The following is a 16,338-nucleotide window of genomic DNA, read 5'->3' as shown; positions in this document are numbered from 1 at the left end:
GTCATGGCGAACGTGGCGCAATGAACTCACTGCCATTTCCGCGATGGAGCCTGCCGATCTTGAGCGACGCAATCCAGATTTCCGAGGCCGAGGGCCTTGGCACCATCACCATCAGCCGGCCATTCGCGCTGAACGCCTTCGATCTGGACATGATCCAGGCCGCGGATACGCAGCTCCGGCGCTGGCGGCAGGACGACCGCATCAAGGCGGTGATGCTTCGCGGGGATGGCTTCCGATCATTTTCTACCGGCGCCGATCTGAAGGTGATCCATCAGGCAGGGGCTGCCGGCGATCAGGCTGCCCTGGCAGCGTTCCTGCGTGCCGAATATCGCCTAGTGCACCTGTTTGCGACCTATCCCAAGAAAACCATCGCTTTGATCAACGGCATTGTGATGGGGTTTGGCTCCGGTCTCGCCATGGCCGCGAATATCCGGGTGGTGTCGGAGCTTTCTGTGTTCTCCTCCCCGGAATGCCGGATCGGCCTGATGCCCGATCTGGGGGCCGGGCTTTACCTCAATCGGTGCCCCGGCAAGATTGGATTCTTCCTGGGGCTGACCGGCATGGAAATCCGCGCTCCAGGTATGCTGCATGCCGGTTTAGGCACGCATTTGGTGCCGCCCGAACGGATCGATTTGCTGGGCGCCGGTAATGTGGACGAACTTGCCATCCAGCCGTCACAAATTCCCCTGGCCGCGATTCAACCTGAGATCGACCGCTGCTTCGGCCAGCGATCCCTCTCGGAAATCCTGACCGTCTTGTCTTCCCGCTCGGAACAGGGCTTCCGGGACATCTTAGGCCAGATCATGCGTGGCTCACCTTTGTCGCTGCTCCTGACCTTTGCCCATTTGACCCGCGCCGAGGGAAAGCCGCTGGAAGAGGTTCTAAAGACCGAATACCGCATCACTCGCCGCCTGCTGCGTCGACCCGAACCATTCGAAGGCATCCGGGCCCAGTTCCTCGAGAAAGACGGTGCGCCGCGCTGGCAAGAAACGCAGATCGGGAAGATTGCCAATTCGGTCATTGAGGAATACTTCGCTCCGTTATCGGATGAACCGGAGCTGTATTTCGACGGAAATTGATCTAAACTTCGAGCCGAATCCGCTAGCTGCCCATTTAGGCTAGCTTTTCCGGACACGTCGAAGACGAGTGAAATTAACCACTTTTTTACGGCAAAAGCCTAGCGTAGCGGGCTGAATCGCGGGGACGGTCGCGAGTCGATTGCGCGGCTGTAGAGCAGGGAATTGGCCATGGGGGCCGACCTCCTTTCAAGTCGGAGTACGATAGGGTGAAACAGGCTTATCTCGAGACGATCTCGCTGATTGAGCGACTACATCGGGAATGCCTTGAAGTGATCAAGGCGGATCTGGATCGCCAGGGAGTTCGCGATCTGAATAACGTTCAGGCCATGATCTTGTTCAATATCGGCAAGGACACCTTGTCGGTGGGCGAATTGACCAATCGGGGTTACTACCTCGGCTCCAATGTTTCCTATAATGTCAAGAAGATGGTCGAGAATGGTTATCTTCTACAGGAACGTTCAGCGCATGATCGCCGGGCCGTTCATGTGAAGCTTTCGCCAAAGGCGCTCGTCGTCTGCGACCGCATGCATGACATGTATGATCGGCATCTGAAGGCGATGTCGAATGAGGTCGCCAGCCAGAGCGATTTGGAACATGTGAACACGACCCTGCGCAAGCTGGAACGCTTCTGGGGCCATGGGCTGAACTACGCCATGCGCACGGCTTAACGCTTTACGTCTGAAACGAGGAAGGGCCGCTGCGAAGCGGCCCTTCCTATTTGCCTCGTCTTGATGCTTACCCGATCCGGGTCTTTTTCAGCATCTCTTCATCGAGCTCATAGCCCAGGCCAGGCATGTCGCTCAGCTGGATCCAGCCGTCGCTGCTGACCTTGAAGGTCTCGGCCATCATGAAATCGCGTCGCTCCAGGCTCCATTCCGGCGGATCGAACGGGAATTCCAGAAACAATCCGTCGGTCAGCCCGGCCGTTAAATGGGCATTGGCGACGACACCCATGCCGTTGGTCCAGGTATGCGGGGTAAAGGTGGTGTTATGTTCCGCTGCCAGCATGGCGACTCGCCGCAGACCCGTGATGCCGCCGACCAGCGCGGCATCTGGCTGCAGAATATCCAGGGCCCGGTTCTCGATCAGCATCCGGAATTCGTAAAGCTCGCGGGTCATCTCGCCGCCGGCGATCCGCACATCGACCATCTGGCGTAATTCCGCCATCCCCTTGTGGTCGCCGCGATGCAGCGGCTCTTCCATCCAGTAGACATTGAGACGCTCAAGCTCACGTGCCACCTGGACCGCGTCTTTAAGCGTCCAGGGTGTCGCGGTGTCCCAGGACATGCGCCAGCCCTGATTGCAATCGACCATCAGGGTGAGCTGGTCGCCCACCGCTTTGCGGACGGCCTCGAGCGCCTTGATATCATCCTTCCAGTCGCCTCGATGGAAGCGGACTTTCATCGCCTGGAACCCCTGGGCAAGGAAACGCTGGGCAAGCTCGGCCATTTCTGTCGGATTGCGCAAGGTGCCTGAAGAGGCATAGGCGCGGACCTTGCTGTTAAGCCCACCGATCAGGCGCCAGACCGGCTGTCCAGTGATCTTGCCGGCGAGATCCCACAAAGCGAGATCAAGCGGCCAGCAGCGGCCATAATGGAAGTTGATATTATTGATCACTCGGTAATGCCGCTCGATCGCCATCGGATCCTGGCCGATGAAAAGATGCTCATGTCCGGCAAATCCAACCATCATATCGCCGGAGGCAATCCCGACGAGTCCTTCATCAGTTTCCACCCGCGTAATGACCGCATCAAACTGCGTCCGCGGTCGGGTATCCCAGCTCGCCCGGAACGGCGGGTCCAACGGCAAGCGATGATGGCTGATCTCGATCTTGGTGATTTTCATGCTGATGCCCGACTGACAGACTTATGTAGATTCGGCTGATACTGTGCCGCCCGCATTAGATCTTTTCCACGCCGTTTTTCTCATTTTCTCATGAGTTCGCGGTCTCTGATGACGGAGTTTTTGGTCCAGTATAAAGGAAACTAGGGATAGAAAATATTTACAATATTTCCCGTTATAGATTAGGTTAGGCAAATAATATGTCATGGCGGCTGCATGACTTGGGGGCTTATTGACCTCTTTGAACCGCACCGCTAGAGATCGACGCATATTTTCCATATGAACAGCGGCATCATGCTAGACGTCTATTACACTCTTCGCGGCGCTATCGACTCACTTACTGGCGGTGTGGAAAGATCCGCCAAACGCTTGGCCGACAGGATCGACTGGACGACTTGGCGGGCAGGCCGGCCCACCATCCTCTGTCTGGATCGTGCCTTGTTCAAAAAAGATCTTGCTGAAATGCGGCGCTGGACCGACCTCAATCTGGTGACGGTCCGTGCCACCCGAGTCAAGAAGTTCCAGAATGCCTGGGTCAAGCCGCAATGGCGGCGGCAAACCTTCTTGGCCTATGACCTGACGCAAGACGCTCGCAAATTAGCGCCCCTCTTAGAACGGTTTGGCTGCGCGTTTTTGGCGGCAGCCGCCGATCACCACAAGATCGATGGCGTCATGGCGGCAAACACCGATTATTGGCAGGATGAAGCCCTGAAACTGGCCTGCCGGAAGATGGGCATTCCTTTTCTGGTCTTATCGCGGGAAAGCTATGGCATTGGACGTGGCCGCGAATACGTCACGGATGTCTATCGCCGCGCAAAGTTCGACTTCATCGGTGCCGGTTGTGCTGTTGCGTCACAACGCTGCGAAGACTTCCTGAGTGCCTGCGGCTCCCTCGACAAGGCGCAGGTGCGCGCGACGGGCTGGCCTCGCTACGATGCCTGGCTCGAGCAGCCATTGAAACCTGCCGCAGAGCGTAAATCACTGACTTTGATGTCCTATGCCGATCCCCAGGCGGTGCAATATGCGGCGCAAAATTTTGCCGATGTGTTCCGAGAATTTGTAGGTCTGGCAAGGGCCTATCGGACGCAACACCCGAACGGCGATCTGCAATTCGTCGTCAAGCTAAAAAAGAAGCGCGATGAGGTCTGGCTTGGGGAGATTGATCCTAATTATGCCTCCTCCGGGCTTGTCGTCAGCGCCGATTTGCCATTGCCCCAGCTGCTGGCCGATTCCCGTATCGTCATCGGTTACAACACATTGGCAGTTCTCGAAGCTTTGCTTGCGGAAACGGCAGTCGTTGTTCCTTGCTGGGCAGATTCGAAACGCGATCAGCATCGCAGCCTGATGCATTTCGAGAATCCGCTCGACCAACAGGTCTGCTATTTCCCGCAATCACCGACGGAGCTGCACCAACTGCTCGAACAGGCGATCAACGGCACGCTGGCGCCGAAGGGGTCGCGCGAAAAGCAGCTCGAGCGTTTTTCCCTGCACTCCAAGGTCGATCCGGCGAAAAAGGCATCCCACGAAGTCGAACACTTCATTCGCTCGCTACTGCCGCAGTAAAGATCGAAAAGCGATTGAGCCGCAGCGCCTAATCGCGCCACTGTGCCGGATCCAGCACCCATTCCGGAATCATCGGACGGTCCTGGATAATCTGCTGCAATTGCTCGGCCGTCAGCTCAGGCTTGCCAAAGAATTGCAGATTGTCCTGAAGCTGGGATGCGCTCTCCAAACCGACTACCAGGCCGTCGATCCAGGGCTGGCTTCTGACAAAAGCCATGCAAAGATCCGCGACGCATTGCTGTCCCAGCGATTTCGCGGTTTGCGCCAACCAAGTGATACTTTCCCTGGGGCCAAAATCGCGCGCGCACGGCCAGTGGTCAGCATCCGTTTGCAGCAGCGTTCCTTGCAGAAAGCAACTGCGCGCATGCACAATGATGTCCGATCGATCGGACAAGATGGCCGGTATGTTCGCTTGATGCCATCGGTAATCCAGAATGTTGAAGGGGATCTGGACATATTCGACGTCCGGATCACGGATGAGCGTCAGCAGCTCGCCAGGGTTTTGAACGGAAGCTCCCAATTTCCCGATGACGCCCTGGTTTCGCAGATCAAGCAAGGCGCGCCAGGCGCCGTCCCGCCACGCGGAACGATGCGATGCCCGGTGCAACAGCACGACCGGAAGGGCTTTTATCCGAAGTGACCGGCACGAGGCGTATATGCTGGCCTGAACGGCCGCACGAACCGCCCATTCGGGCGCATCTGCAGGAACGAATGACAAGGGGTCGAGTTTTGTGATGATGATGGCACATTCCGACCATTCACCCGCCAGAGCATTCCCGATACGGTCCTCGCTTAATTCATAAGCCCGGGCCGTATCGATGTAGACAATGCCCTTCCGTATTGCTTCCCGCACCAAGGTGATCGCTTCGTCCTGCTCCGGCATCGTCGTTCGGCGCAGCGTTCCGTAAGCCATGCCAAGTTGGGCGGTACCAAGAACGAAATTGGGCTTTGCATTCCCGCCGATTGACCGGCGCGTCACGATAACCGGCGTGACGTCGTGGTTCAGCTTCACCCGATCCAGCAATTGCAGCCAACTGATCTGCACGGCATCGGTCTTCGTGAACAGTTCCTGGATTCGCTGGTAATCGCCGAAATTGTCGATCGCACACCGGGTTTGCATCAGGGCACGGTCGACATGCGGATGCTGATACAGGGCGGATTTGCAATGACGCCAGAGCCAAGGCGTGACATGCGTCGTCTCGTAGGTCGTCAGTTGCGCCTTGGCTGCCTTACGCAGGGCACTTACGCGAAAGGCTTCGCCGAAGATGCCATAAGGGAGGCCACTTTCCGGCCACCGGGTGCCGAAGATTTCCAACTCCGGATCCTCATGCAGCCTAGCTGCCAGCAAATGTGCGAAGTCCGCATCCGGAATGACATTGTTGGCCGTAAACCTGACCACAATCGCGCTATCGTCCAGATCTGCGGTCGCCTCCAGGAACCGAGCAAAAACGTTATCGAGGGGACCGCGAATAACATGCAGACCCAATGAATAAATGAAATTCGCGAGCGCGTCGTCGGTCGGGTCGCTCGAGGTAGCAACGACTACATCTGCGCCATTCCGGGCCGCTCGATGAGCCGCGAGCGCCACAATGGGACTGCCCTGTATCGGCAGCATCGACTTGCCGGGAAGCCTACCGGAAGACGTTCTTGCTTGGATAATAATTCGCATAATCCAGGTATCGCCCCTTATGCCAGACCCGAGAAAGTCGCGTTATGGCGGTCTTACGCCTCCCATTACTCTCTCTCTCGGAGACACCAAGGCATACTTTAGTTTAACAAAGCTTGTAGATATAGTGGATAAACATCTGTCTTGACTGAGTTACCACGCAAAAGATCTGCGAGTTCGCATATGTTGAAACTCGGTATCATTGGCTCCAGCCCCGGCAATGGTCACCCTTACTCCTGGTCGGCGATCTTCAATGGATACGAACCGGACGCCATGGCCGAATGCCCGTACCCAGTCATTCCAGCATATCTCGCAAAACAAAGATTCCCGGAGGATCGCCTAGCGAATGGGCAGGTAACCCATATCTGGACTCAGGATCCGGAGAATTCGCGGCATATTGCCCAAGCCAGCCGGATCGCCCATGTCGTGGACAACTTTTCGGACTTAATCGGCAAGGTAGATGGCGTCCTGCTCGCCCGGGATGATGCCGAACACCACGAAGAAATGGCGGTGCCCTTCCTGCGCGCCGGCATGCCGGTTTATATAGACAAGCCTCTCGCTCTCGATCGACAAACGGAACGGCGGATTTTCGCTGAGGAGCGCTTCCCCGGTCAGATCTATACTGGAACCCCGCTTACCCATGCGGTGGAACTCATGCTGGATTCAGCGACGCAGGAGCAACTGGGTGAGATTCGTCACGTTCACGCGGTCACACCGAAATACTGGAACACGTACGCGGTGCACATCATCGAACCGGTGCTCGCTTATCTCGATCTCAATTCCTCACCCGTCCAGACGGAAGTAATGAGAAGCGGCGAAGCGGTCATCCTGGTGGCACGATGGGAAAACGGAAAATCCGCAACCTTCACGGTGACTGGTTCTTTGCCGGCGAAAATAACCTTCGATATCTTCGGTACCGACGGTCATGAGCAGCGTGTATTTGCCGATAGCTTCAATGCTTTTAAGACCAGCTTGCAGCGTTTCTGCACGGGCGTTCAGAACCGGCAGCGCATGTTCGATTTGAAGCGCCAGTCATTGGTCACCGAATTGATCGAATGCGGTTCACAAGAAATGGATAAGGCAGTACGGCAGTGACGATGCGCACGATCCTCCTCACCGGCGGCAGCGGCAAGATCGGCCGCAAATTGATCGAAGGTTTTCTTGAAAATGGTGACCGGGTCATCTTTACCACCCGATCGCGCAACTCGGCAGACGAGGTCCTACGGCATTTTGAGCCGCTAAAGGCGGGCGATCGTTTGCACCCAATCGGCGTCGATCTCTGTGTGCCGGACGCAGCTAGCAAACTCGTCCAGAGTCTTGGCGATAAGGCGGCCGAAATCCACGGCGTGATCAACAATGCGCGCGATCAAGCCAATCTGGCATTAAAGGGCAGGGACACGCCGACCCAAGACCAGTGGCTGAACGAGTTCAACCTGGCGGTTGTCGCAGCCCATGACCTCGGCTGGCGATTAGCAAACCTGCCCAATGGCAAGCTGCGCCGGATTGTCAATATCAGTTCGATCTATGGGATTGTTGCGACGAATGAGGCCCTTTACGAAAAGGAAGAGCAGCGTGCGCCGATACATTACGGCGTTGCTAAGGCCGCGTTGTTGCATTTGACCAAGGAGATGGCCGTGCGACTTGCCAAGCGGCAAATCGCTGTCAACGCCGTTTCCTATGGCGGCGTGGAAGGGCGGGTCGATGCAGGTTTCCAGGCCCGCTATGGCGTCTTATGTCCGACGGGCCGAATGCTGCGGGACGATGAAGTGATGGGCAGTGTCCTATTCCTGATGTCAGAAAGCGCCGAGAGCATTACCGGCCAGAATATCGTCGTCGATGGCGGATGGTCCGTATGGTAGCGTCAGGAATGATCGCCGTCATTCCGGCACGAGGCGGATCTAAACGCATCCCCCGGAAAAACATTGTCGATTTCTGTGGCAAGCCGCTCATAGCCTGGACCATCGAAGCTGCGCTGCAATCTGACATTTTTGACATGGTCCTAGTCAGCACGGATGACGAGGACATTGCCGATATATCCCGGCACTACGGGGCGCAGGTTCCGTTCCTGCGCCGGGCGTCGGCCGACGATATATCGCCAGTTTCCCTGGCAACGCTCGATGCGCTCGACCAGCTCGCGGAGAGGTGCAGAGCAAGCTACGACATCGTCATGCAGCTGATGCCGAACTGCCCGCTTCGCACGGCGTCAGACATCCTGGCCGCCAAGAATCACTTCGACGCCCGCCAGGCCGATTTCCAGCTTAGTTGCTTCCAATACAGTTTGGCCAATCCGTTCTGGGCCGTAACACTCGATAGCGAAGGCAATCCCTCGGCCCTATTCCCCGAAGCTTTCAAAAGCCGCTCCCAAGATCTGCCGAAGTTGTATTGCCCAACGGGCGCAATCTGGATTGCTCGGTCGGAACCTCTGAAGAAGGCAGCCACCTTTTACGGCCCAGGCCATCGCTTCTTCGAACTGTCGTGGCGGGCGGCGATCGATATCGACACGGAAGACGATCTCACCTTGGCGAGAGCTGTCGCCCAAACGTCATTCGCCAAATGAAAAGGGCCGCCTTGCGGGCGGCCCTCATTCTCCAGGTGCTTTTCTCAGGCCCCGGTGAAGGCCTGCAAGCCGGTCTGGGCACGGCCCAGAATCAAGGCGTGAATGTCGTGGGTGCCTTCATAGGTGTTCACCGCTTCCAAATTCATGACATGGCGGATCACGTGATATTCGTCGGAGACGCCATTGCCGCCATGCATGTCGCGGGCGGTCCGGGCGATGTCCAGCGCCTTGCCGCAGGAATTGCGTTTCAGCATGGAGATCGCTTCCGGCGCAGCGCGGCCCTCATCCTTCAGCCGGCCCAGCCGCAGGCAGGCCTGGAGGCCGAGCGTGATTTCGGTCTGCATATCGGCAAGCTTCTTCTGGATGAGCTGATTGGCGGCGAGGGGGCGGCCGAACTGCTTGCGATCGAGCGTATATTGCCGCGCTGCATGCCAGCAGAATTCGGCGGCGCCGAGCGCGCCCCAGGAAATGCCGTAACGCGCATTGTTGAGACAGCCGAACGGGCCGGCCAGCCCGCGGGCATTCGGCAGATAGTTTTCATCCGGCACGAACACATCTTCCAGCACGATTTCGCCGGTGATCGAGGCGCGCAGGCTGAACTTGCCTTCGATCTTCGGGGTGGAGAAACCTTTCATGCCACGCTCGACGATGAAGCCGCGGATCACATCGTCTTCCGTCTTCGCCCAGACCACCGCGACATCGGCGATCGGCGAATTGGTAATCCACATCTTGGCGCCCTTGAGGATATAGCCGCCATCGACCTTCTTCGCGCGGGTCTTCATGCCGCCGGGATCGGAACCATGATCGGGCTCGGTCAGGCCGAAGCAGCCGACGATCTCGCCGGTGGCCAGACGCGGTAGGAATTTCTGGCGCTGTTCTTCGGTGCCGTAGGCATGGATCGGATGCATGACCAGGCTGGACTGCACCGACATGGCGGAGCGGTAGCCTGAATCGACCCGTTCGACCTCACGGGCGATCAGGCCATAGGCGACATAATTGGTGCCGGCGCAGCCATAGCCGTCGATGGTCGAGCCGAGCAGGCCCAATTCGCCCAGTTCATTCATGATTTCGCGGTCGAACCGCTCATGCCGGTTGGCTTCCTTGACCCGCGGCATCAGCTTGTCCTGGCAGTAATTCCGCGCCGTATCGCGCACCAGGCGCTCTTCCTCGCTCAATTGATCTTCGAGCAGAAGGGCGTCTTCCCACTGAAATTCGGGCTTGGCGGAACTACTCATTATCTCTTCCTTTGCCTTGAATTGTGCTGTAGCTGCGTTCATTCACTGTAAACACAGCTCGTTACCTAATAATGCCGCTTGGCATATATCATGCCATTTCCGACCTTGGCAGTGGCCCGGAGACATAGCCCTATGACGCAGCCGGATGGCTATATCATCGAATTTTACCAAATTGGAAACAGTATCAAGGTCACCGCGATGGACCCGAAAACCTTAACGGAGGTGGCTATTATCGGAGCTCCGGCCTTGACGCGCCAGCATCTTGCGCAGGCCGCGATCCGTAAACTGGAATATGTTCTGGCGAAAAAGGCAGGCGGGAAAGGCGGTCCCTCAAGTTCCCGTGGCGGATGGTAATCTCGGTTTCGGCACTCGAATCCCGTCCAGGAAACGCTCGCATCACTGGTAGAAAACGAAATTACAGGTTCGGCTGCGCAAAATCTCTTGTCGACTCTTCCGCCTTTGCGCTACGGTCCACGCAATAAAATGACAAAATCTGTTCGGAGGCCGGCATGAAGACCGGTTCAGCCAAACAGGGGGCTTATTACGTGTAAGATCTGCCACAGACGCAGGAAGACGATCGCTCGCTTGACGAGCGGCGAAGATTTTTTGCGTCCAAATGCGCCGGTAAATGATGCTCGGCGCCGGGCCGGCACGAGGGAGTCTGGAGACCAATGGAATATTTGCTACAGCAATTGATCAACGGGCTGACGCTCGGCGCCATCTATGGGCTGATCGCGATCGGGTATACGATGGTCTATGGCATCATCGGCATGATCAATTTTGCGCATGGCGACATCTATATGGTCGGCGCCTTTCAGGCCATGATCGCTTTGATGATCGTCGGCGCCCTCGGCATCAGTTGGGTCCCGCTTCAGCTTGCGCTCATGTTGATTGTCGCTTTGGTACTCACCGCCGCCTATGGCTGGACAGTGGAGCGTATCGCCTATCGCCCGTTACGCGGATCGACCCGCCTGGCGCCGTTGATTTCCGCGATCGGCATGTCAATCGTTTTGCAGAATTACGTGCAACTGCTCCAGGGCCCGCGGCCGAAACCCGTCGCGCCAGTCATCCGTGGTGGCTTTGCACTTACCGGCAACGACACCGGTTTCGTGGTGCAGTTGGGATATCTGCAGATCATCATCATCCTGCTCACCGTCGCCCTGATGGCCGTCTTTGCCTATGTCATCGCGAAAACATCGCTCGGCCGGGCGCAGCGGGCTTGCGAACAGGATCGCAAGATGGCGTCGCTCCTGGGTGTCAACGTTGATCTGACGATCTCGCAGACGTTCATCATGGGTGCCGCCCTGGCCGCCGTCGCCGGTATGATGGTGACGCTCTATTACGGCGTGAATGATTTCTTCATGGGTTTCGTTGCCGGGATCAAGGCTTTCACCGCCGCCGTCCTTGGCGGCATCGGCTCGCTGCCGGGCGCTATGCTGGGCGGCATCCTGATCGGCCTCATCGAGGCCATCTGGTCGGCTTATTTCTCCGCCGAGTATAAAGACGTCGCCGCCTTCGGTGTCCTGGTCCTGGTTCTCATCTTCCGTCCGACCGGTCTGCTTGGACGGCCGGAAGTGGAGAAGGTGTGATTATGACTGATACAACTATGGAAAAACGGCTGCCCGGCGAAGCTGTCACCAGCAACGCACCATCGCCACTGCTCGTCGCCATCAAGGAAACCATTTTCACAGCCGTGCTGGTCTTCCTGCTCGGTATTCTGATGGTGGGGTTCCAGACGCAAGCGATACAAGGGCAGTATCTTTCCTTCGTTACCCGCTTCAGCGATGTCATTTGGGCCGTGGCCATCGTGCCGATCGGACGGTTCCTCCTGGCGCTCGACCGGCAGGGGATATCCTGGCCGGCCCTGATTGTCGGCGGATTGGCTTTCCTATATTTCTTCGGCGCTGGATCGACCGGCGTCATGGAGCTGGACGTCTACAAGACGCTGCCGCTGCCCTTTGAAGAACCGATGGTTAATGTGATCTTCGGCCTCGGTGCGCTGCTGGTCTGCGGCACGGCTATCAAATCGATCCGGACAGCCGGGGAGGGCAGACAGACCCTGCCGGCGCGCGAGGCTGCCGAAGCACGTCGCGCCAATTTCGCGAAAAGATTGTCCGGCGTGCTTGGTCCCGCTTTGGTCGCCATCGCGATCGTTCTGCCCTGGACGCCTTGGGGCGACCGGCAATTGGTCGACAGCCTCATTCTGGTTCTGACCTATGTCATGCTGGGATGGGGGCTCAATATCGTCGTGGGTCTGGCCGGTCTGCTAGATCTTGGCTATGTCGCCTTCTATGCGGTCGGCGCCTATACCTACGCCAAGCTGTCGACGGAACTCGGCCTCAGCTTCTGGGAAAGCCTGCCGATCGCCGGAGCCCTCGCTGCTGCCTTCGGCGTCACCTTGGGTTTTCCGGTGCTGCGTCTACGTGGTGATTATCTGGCCATCGTGACGCTGGGCTTCGGCGAGATGATCCGCATCGTGCTGATCAATTGGCAGGTCTTTACCGGCGGTCCGAATGGCATTGGCAGCATCGGCAAGATCACCTTCTTCGGCTTTCCCTTCGAACGCAAAGTTCCCGAAGGCGTGACCGCTTTTCACGATCTTTTTGGCCTGCAATTCAGCGGCGCACACCGGGTCTATTTCCTTTATTACGTCATTCTCGTCCTGGCCTTGATCACCAACTTCGTCACGATCCGGCTGCGCAAGCTGCCGATCGGCCGCGCCTGGGAGGCGTTACGCGAGGATGAAACGGCCTGCCGGGCTTTAGGCATCAATCCGACCAATACGAAACTGACCGCCTTCGCCCTTGGTGCGATGTTTGCCGGTTTCGCTGGATCCTTCTTCGCCACGCGCCAGGGCTTCGTGAGCCCGGAAAGTTTCACCTTCATTGAATCGGCCGTCATTCTGGCGATCGTCGTGCTGGGTGGGATGGGCAGCCAGGTCGGCGTCGCGTTGGCGGCCATCCTGCTGATCGGCTTGCCGGAGGCGCTGCGCGAATTGGCGCTGTACCGCATGCTGGCTTTCGGCGCCAGCATGGTGCTGATCATGCTTTGGCGTCCCAAAGGGCTGCTGTCTTATCGTGAACCGACGATATTGCTGCATGCGAAGAACAAGAAGGCGATGGTTTCGGGGACAGTAAAATGAACGCAGCCCTGCAGCAAATGACTGATCCGGCCACGCCGCTTCTCACGGTTGAACACCTGACCATGCGTTTCGGCGGCCTGGTCGCCATCGATGACGTGTCTTTCGCAGCCGCGCATCGGGGAATCACCGGCGTGATCGGGCCGAACGGCGCCGGTAAGACAACCCTCTTCAACTGCATCACCGGTTTCTACAAACCGACCGTCGGCCGCCTGACGCTTGCCGCCGCGGATCGCCCGACGATGCTGCTCGAACAAATGGAAGGCTTCAGGATCGGGCAGCAGGCAAGGGTGGCGAGGACTTTCCAGAATATCCGCCTTTTCACCGGCATGTCCGTGCTGGAGAACCTGATGGTGGCGCAGCACAACAAGCTGATGCGTGCTTCAGGCTATACCTTCCTTGGCCTGTTCGGCTTACCGAGCTTCAACCGGGCAGAAAAAGCAGCACGGGATCTGGCCGTGCATTGGCTGGACCGGGTCGGCCTCACGCATCTCGCCGATGAACCCGCCGGCAGCCTTCCTTATGGCGCCCAGCGGCGTTTGGAGATCGCCCGCGCCATGTGCACGGAGCCGGTCCTGCTCTGCCTCGACGAGCCGGCGGCCGGTCTCAACCCGCGTGAATCAGCTGAGCTCAATACATTGCTGCGATCGATCCGCGACGAGTTCGGTATCGGCATCCTGCTGATCGAACATGATATGAGCGTGGTGATGGGAATCTGCGATCACATCGTCGTCCTGGATTACGGCCGTAAGATCGCCGACGGAACGCCGGCCGAGATCCGAGCCGATCCGGCGGTGATCCGCGCCTATCTCGGCGAAGAAGAAAAGGAATAGGGATCAGATCGCCATGCTCAAGATTTCCGGCGTTCGGACATTCTATGGCCATATCGAAGCTCTCAAAGGCGTCGACATCGATGTCGAGGAGGGTGAGATCGTCACGTTGATCGGCGCCAACGGGGCGGGCAAATCAACCTTGTTGATGAGCATCTGCGGCACGCCCCAGGCGCGTCACGGCAGCATCGTCTTCGAAGGCAAGGACATCACCCGCAAGCCGACCTACGAGATCATGCGTCTCGGCATCGCGCAATCGCCCGAAGGCCGGCGAATTTTTCCGCGCATGAGCGTGCTGGAAAATCTGCGGATGGGCGGCATCACCACCGACCCGAAACATTTCGATGAGGATCTGGAGCGGGTCTTCCAGATATTTCCCCGGCTGCGCGAACGGCAGCAGCAGAGGGGCGGTACACTTTCCGGCGGCGAACAGCAGATGCTGGCCATCGCTCGCGCCTTGATGAGCCGGCCACGCCTCCTGCTACTCGATGAGCCGTCCTTGGGTCTGGCGCCGCTGATCGTCAAACAGATCTTTCAGATCATTCGGGAGATCAACCAGCAGCAGCGCGTCACGGTTTTTCTGGTCGAACAGAATGCCAATCACGCTCTGAAGCTGGCCCATCGCGGCTATGTCATGGTGAACGGCAAGATCACGCTGTCCGGCACCGGGCGGGAACTGCTGAGCAATGCCGAGGTGCGCAGCGCGTATCTCGAGGGACATTAATGGGCGGGCGCGATCATGGCTGAGTTCAATATCTACGTTTTTATCGGTCTGACCGTCATTCTGTTCGGCGGCGCATCCTTCATGATGGGACAGGCGATTGCCGAGACCTGGCGCCCAATGTGGCAGAATGTGCCCTACGGGTTGCTGCTGGCGGCCGCCAACCGATTTTTCGACGGTGCGCTGTTTGGCGGCTCCTGGAGCGATTGGAAGCAATATGTGCTCGATGCCGTCGTCATCGTCGGCATCGCGCTCTTCGCCTATCGCATAACCCAAGCGCGCAAAATGGTCTGGCAGTATCCCTGGCTTTATGAGCGATCCGGGCTGATATCCTGGCGGGAAAAGGCTACCACTGGCAGTTGAGCTGGTTAACGGGAGGAAAAGCGGCCGGCGCCCCGAAAACGGCGTCGTCCTGGTGGAAAACGCAGCCGGTATCGGTTGACCCGGTTGCAGATCAGCGAGAAGATGCTGGTCAGCTTGACCGTGCGGTCAAGTGTCAACCCAGTTTGACGTGAGGGAGACATGTTGAAAAAATTCGCAACCACGACGGCGCTCGCTGCGGCTCTTGCCGTAGGGGCGTTTGCCTTTGGCCCTTCGGCCAAGGCGGATGACATCACCATCGCCGTTGCTGGTCCGATGACGGGTGACCTTGCAGCTTTCGGCGAACAGTTGCGCCGCGGCTCTGAGATGGCGGTGAAGGACATCAATGCCAAGGGTGGGGTGCTCGGCAAGCAGTTGAAGCTGGAAATCGGCGACGATCAATGCGATCCGAAGCAGGCCGTCCAGGTGGCCAATGATCTCGTGAAGAAGGGCGCGGTCTTCGTGGCTGGCCATTTCTGCTCGGGTTCGTCTATCCCCGCCTCGGATGTCTATGCGGAGGAAGGCATCGTTCAGATCACGCCGGCTTCGACCAATCCGGACTTCACGGAAGCCCCGGCGAAGAAGGGTGTGACCACGATTTTCCGCACCTGCGGCCGTGACGATGCCCAGGGCAAGTTCGCTGGCCCCTGGCTGGCCAAGACCTATACCGGCAAGAATGTCGCCATCCTCGACGACAAGTCGGCTTATGGGCAGGGTCTCGCCAACGAAACCCAAAAGAACATGGAAAGCTCCGGTCACAAGACTGCCCTGCGTGAAACCTACACGCAGAAGGAAAAGGATTTCTCGGCCCTCATCTCCAAGATGAAGGAAGCCAAGATCGATGCCGTCTATATCGGCGGTTATCACAATGACGTGGGCCTCATGGTCCGCCAGGCCCGGGAACAGGGTTTCAAGGCTGACTTCATCTCGGCCGACGCCCTCAACACCCAGGAATTCTGGTCGATCTCCGGCCCGGCGGGCGAAGGCCTGCGCTACAGCGATGGCGCCTCGGCGGTCAATCTGGCGTCTGCCAAGGACGCCGTCGCCGAATTCCGCGCGGCGAACTACGAGCCGGAAGGTTACACCCTGAACAGCTATGCGGCGGTTCAGGCCTGGGCGGCGGCCGCCACCAAGGCCGGCACCACCGATGGCGAGAAGGTGGCCGCCGCGCTGCGCAGCGGTCCGATTCCGACCGTGATCGGCGAGCTGTCCTGGGACGAGAAGGGTGACCTGACCAAGGTCAACTATGCCTGGTATGTCTATCACAATGGCAAGGCAGCCCAGGAACCAACGATGTAAGCCAGTTTCCCATCGGGAATGGCCGAAGCCCGGGAGCAATCCCGGGC

General features: G+C 58.1%; 16 protein-coding genes. 13 read left to right on the top strand and 3 right to left on the bottom strand.

Annotated elements, in window-relative coordinates; genetic code table 11:
- Positions 1-59: 59 nt before the first annotated feature.
- Together SMD27_RS10365 and SMD27_RS10360 are read left to right on the top strand one after the other, a co-directional pair.
- Entirely contained in the window at positions 60-1,079 is a 1,020-nt protein-coding gene (locus SMD27_RS10365; protein ID WP_320508288.1) for an enoyl-CoA hydratase/isomerase family protein, read from the top strand.
- A 206-nt stretch (positions 1,080-1,285) separates the two neighbouring features.
- The gene (locus tag SMD27_RS10360) at positions 1,286-1,747 is read left to right on the top strand and encodes a MarR family winged helix-turn-helix transcriptional regulator (protein ID WP_320508287.1); all 462 of its coding nucleotides are present in this window, start codon (positions 1,286-1,288) and stop codon (positions 1,745-1,747) included.
- A 67-nt stretch (positions 1,748-1,814) separates the two neighbouring features.
- On the opposite strand, the gene SMD27_RS10355 is transcribed toward SMD27_RS10360, so the two are convergent.
- Positions 1,815-2,924, bottom strand: a complete 1,110-nt coding sequence (locus SMD27_RS10355) for a mandelate racemase/muconate lactonizing enzyme family protein (RefSeq protein WP_320508286.1) — start codon at positions 2,922-2,924, stop codon at positions 1,815-1,817.
- A 276-nt stretch (positions 2,925-3,200) separates the two neighbouring features.
- Between SMD27_RS10355 and SMD27_RS10350 the strand changes: the two genes are divergently transcribed.
- Positions 3,201-4,484, top strand: coding sequence for a hypothetical protein (locus SMD27_RS10350; protein WP_320508285.1), 1,284 nt, complete (start codon positions 3,201-3,203; stop codon positions 4,482-4,484).
- Positions 4,485-4,512: 28 nt separating this feature from the next.
- Here the strand turns inward: SMD27_RS10350 and SMD27_RS10345 are convergent, their stop codons facing one another.
- Positions 4,513-6,153: an aldo/keto reductase gene (locus SMD27_RS10345; RefSeq protein WP_320508284.1), complete on the bottom strand. Its 1,641-nt coding sequence runs from the start codon at positions 6,151-6,153 to the stop codon at positions 4,513-4,515.
- 180 nt (positions 6,154-6,333) lie between these two features.
- Between SMD27_RS10345 and SMD27_RS10340 the strand changes: the two genes are divergently transcribed.
- The 3 genes from SMD27_RS10340 to SMD27_RS10330 are packed head-to-tail and all read left to right on the top strand — an operon-like array spanning position 6,334 to position 8,707.
- Positions 6,334-7,245: a Gfo/Idh/MocA family oxidoreductase gene (locus tag SMD27_RS10340; protein WP_320508283.1), complete on the top strand. Its 912-nt coding sequence runs from the start codon at positions 6,334-6,336 to the stop codon at positions 7,243-7,245.
- A gap of 2 nt (positions 7,246-7,247) precedes the next feature.
- Complete coding sequence (locus tag SMD27_RS10335; protein ID WP_320508666.1) at positions 7,248-8,009, top strand: SDR family oxidoreductase; 762 nt, start codon at positions 7,248-7,250, stop codon at positions 8,007-8,009.
- On the top strand, positions 8,003-8,707 hold the full coding sequence (locus SMD27_RS10330) for an acylneuraminate cytidylyltransferase family protein (RefSeq protein WP_320508282.1): 705 nt from the start codon (positions 8,003-8,005) through the stop codon (positions 8,705-8,707). Before SMD27_RS10335 ends, SMD27_RS10330 begins: the two co-directional genes overlap by 7 nt.
- 44 nt (positions 8,708-8,751) lie before the next feature.
- Here the strand turns inward: SMD27_RS10330 and SMD27_RS10325 are convergent, their stop codons facing one another.
- On the bottom strand, positions 8,752-9,942 hold the full coding sequence (locus SMD27_RS10325; RefSeq protein WP_320508281.1) for an acyl-CoA dehydrogenase: 1,191 nt from the start codon (positions 9,940-9,942) through the stop codon (positions 8,752-8,754).
- A 132-nt stretch (positions 9,943-10,074) separates the two neighbouring features.
- On the opposite strand from SMD27_RS10325, the gene SMD27_RS10320 reads away from it, so the two are divergent.
- The 7 genes from SMD27_RS10320 to SMD27_RS10290 all read left to right on the top strand — a co-directional run bounded on the left by SMD27_RS10320 (position 10,075) and on the right by SMD27_RS10290 (position 16,291).
- Complete coding sequence (locus tag SMD27_RS10320; protein WP_320508280.1) at positions 10,075-10,296, top strand: DUF6898 family protein; 222 nt, start codon at positions 10,075-10,077, stop codon at positions 10,294-10,296.
- Between the two features lie 317 nt (positions 10,297-10,613).
- On the top strand, positions 10,614-11,531 hold the full coding sequence (locus tag SMD27_RS10315) for an ABC transporter permease subunit (RefSeq protein WP_320508279.1): 918 nt from the start codon (positions 10,614-10,616) through the stop codon (positions 11,529-11,531).
- A 2-nt stretch (positions 11,532-11,533) separates the two neighbouring features.
- The gene (livM, locus tag SMD27_RS10310) at positions 11,534-13,084 is read left to right on the top strand and encodes a high-affinity branched-chain amino acid ABC transporter permease LivM (RefSeq protein WP_320508278.1); all 1,551 of its coding nucleotides are present in this window, start codon (positions 11,534-11,536) and stop codon (positions 13,082-13,084) included.
- On the top strand, positions 13,081-13,914 hold the full coding sequence (locus tag SMD27_RS10305) for an ABC transporter ATP-binding protein (protein ID WP_320508277.1): 834 nt from the start codon (positions 13,081-13,083) through the stop codon (positions 13,912-13,914). The genes livM and SMD27_RS10305 overlap by 4 nt, the downstream gene beginning before the upstream one ends.
- 13 nt (positions 13,915-13,927) lie before the next feature.
- On the top strand, positions 13,928-14,635 hold the full coding sequence (locus tag SMD27_RS10300) for an ABC transporter ATP-binding protein (protein WP_320508276.1): 708 nt from the start codon (positions 13,928-13,930) through the stop codon (positions 14,633-14,635).
- Positions 14,636-14,650: 15 nt separating this feature from the next.
- Positions 14,651-14,995, top strand: coding sequence for a DUF6867 family protein (locus SMD27_RS10295; RefSeq protein ID WP_320508275.1), 345 nt, complete (start codon positions 14,651-14,653; stop codon positions 14,993-14,995).
- Between the two features lie 159 nt (positions 14,996-15,154).
- Positions 15,155-16,291, top strand: coding sequence for a branched-chain amino acid ABC transporter substrate-binding protein (locus SMD27_RS10290; RefSeq protein ID WP_320508274.1), 1,137 nt, complete (start codon positions 15,155-15,157; stop codon positions 16,289-16,291).
- The last annotated feature ends 47 nt before the right edge of the window (positions 16,292-16,338 follow it).

Source organism: Dongia soli (assembly GCF_034044715.1).
GTDB classification, from domain to species: Bacteria; Pseudomonadota; Alphaproteobacteria; order Dongiales; family Dongiaceae; genus Dongia_B; species Dongia_B soli.
This window is presented reverse-complemented; position numbering and strand designations above follow the sequence as displayed.